The sequence below is a fragment of the Azospirillum sp. B506 genome, from assembly GCF_000333595.1.
In the GTDB taxonomy this organism is placed as follows: Bacteria; Pseudomonadota; Alphaproteobacteria; order Azospirillales; family Azospirillaceae; genus Azospirillum.
In genome coordinates, this window is record NZ_BADK01001067.1 from 1 (window position 1) to 1918 (window position 1918).

Sequence of the window (1918 nt, forward strand, 5' to 3'; positions counted from 1 at the left end):
CGCCGGGGCCAAAGGTCGTCCGCCGCCCAATCATATAGTTCTATATAGAACTAGTTGACCGAAGCACCCATCTGCGACAGGATGGCGGCGGGAGGACATCGATGCCACAGCATGACTCTGCCCCGGCCCCGCTGCCGGACCGGCGGTTGCCGGCCTATCTGCAATTGCGCGATGCGCTGGCCGCCCGAGTGGCGCGCGGCGAATGGGGCCCCGACACCGCCCTGCCGTCGGAAAACCAGTTGACGGCCGAGACCGGATTGTCGGTCGGCACCGTGCGCAAGGCGATCCAGACCCTGGTCGACGAGGGGCTGCTCGAACGGCGCCAGGGCTCCGGAACCTATCTGCGCAAGCCCGCCTTCAACGCCTCGCTGTTCCGCTTCTTCGCGGTGAAATCCGCCGATGGCGAGGCGACGATCCCGTCCAGCCGCATCATCGCGCGTACGGCCGCCACCGCCCCGTCCGCCATCGCCGGGATTCTTGGAACCACCGACTGTATCCGCCTCGACCGCCTGCGCGGCCAGTCCGACGCGCTGCTGCTGTCGGAGGAGATCTGGCTTCCGCGCGCCCGTTTCGACGGCATCGCGGACCTGGAGGAGGCGCAGTTCGGCCCGCTGCTCTATCCGCTTTATCTGGAGCGCTTCGGCGTCTTCATCGCCAGTGCCATCGATGACGTGAGCTTCGCGCCGGCTTCCGCCGCCGTGGCGGCCCGGCTGGGGCTTGCCGAGGGCGCCCCCACCGCGGTGATCGAGCGCACCGCCTATACAGTGGACGGCACCGCGGTCGAATGGCGCATCGCCCATGGCCCTGCCGAGCGCTTCCGCTACCGCAGCCGCCTGAGCTGACCCGCAGCGCCGGATCCGTCCGGCGCCCTCCTGACTTTCGGCCTTCCCCGGAACCTCCCCTCGCGGCGGGGGCCGGCCTCTCTTTGTCTGAACGGATCGACGGATGACCGCAAACTCCCACGTCAGGGGCATCGACACGCATGCCCACATCTTCCGCCCGGATCTGCCGATGGCGGCTGGCCGACGCTATGCCCCGACCCACGCGGCGGAGCTTTCGGACTGGCTCTCGCTGCAGGACAAGGCTGGACTCAGCCATGGCGTGCTGATCCAGCCCAGCTTCCTCGGCACCGACAACAGCTTCATCGAAGCCGCCCTGCGCGCCCACCCGGACCGGCTGAGGGCCGTCGCCGTCGTCGACCGCGATGTGGCGGAGGAGGAACTGGACCGGCTCGCCGCGCTGGGCTTCGTCGGTGTGCGGCTGAACCTCGTCGGCCGCGAGTTGGAGGATTACACGGCGGCGCCCTGGCAGGTGTTTTTCCGCCGCCTCGCCGCCCGCCACTGGCAGGTCGAAATCCAGCGCCGCTTCGATGACCTCGCGGCGGTCGTTCCCGCCATCGCCGCGGCCGGAGCGACCGTGATGATCGACCATTTCGGATTGCCGCAAGGCGGGATCGATGCTGGAAACCGCGATCATCGCGCTTTTCTGGAGGTGCTGCGACGGACCCCCGGCATCTGGATCAAGCTCTCCGCCCCGTATCGCGCCGCCCTGACGCCGGACCTCGCCGCGCGGAGCCTCGACCTGCTGCGCGAGGCCTGCGGCGGCTCCCACCGTTTCGTCTGGGGCAGCGACTGGCCCCACACCCAGCATGAGGCCGAGACCGGCTACGAGGCCCAGCTTGCCCGGTTCCATGGGCTGATCCCCGACCCGGCGGAACGGACACAGATCCTGGTTGGCAATCCGGCAGCGCTCTTCCAGTTCGCCTGAAATTCAAAAAAATCGGAGGAATCCCCCGTGAGTCTCATCGTCGTCCTGGCGATCGCCCTCGCCGTCGTGCTGGGCTATGCGACCAAGATCAACATCGGCCTGTTCGCCATCGCCTTCGCCTATGTGCTTGGTTGTTTTGGGCTTGATATGA

Annotated in this window: 3 protein-coding genes; all 3 read left to right on the plus strand. The window is 67.8% G+C overall.

Annotated elements, in window-relative coordinates; translation table 11 throughout:
* Positions 1 to 101: 101 nt before the first annotated feature.
* Positions 102 to 842 (plus strand): GntR family transcriptional regulator, encoded by a 741-nt coding sequence (locus tag I71_RS33060; protein ID WP_042704299.1) that lies wholly within the window; start codon positions 102 to 104, stop codon positions 840 to 842.
* A 103-nt stretch (positions 843 to 945) separates the two neighbouring features.
* Positions 946 to 1767: an amidohydrolase gene (locus I71_RS33065; RefSeq protein ID WP_042704301.1), complete on the plus strand. Its 822-nt coding sequence runs from the start codon at positions 946 to 948 to the stop codon at positions 1765 to 1767.
* Between the two features lie 27 nt (positions 1768 to 1794).
* Positions 1795 to 1918, plus strand: a 124-nt coding sequence (locus tag I71_RS36700) for a hypothetical protein (protein WP_199902325.1), incomplete at its 3' end; no start/stop codon positions are given.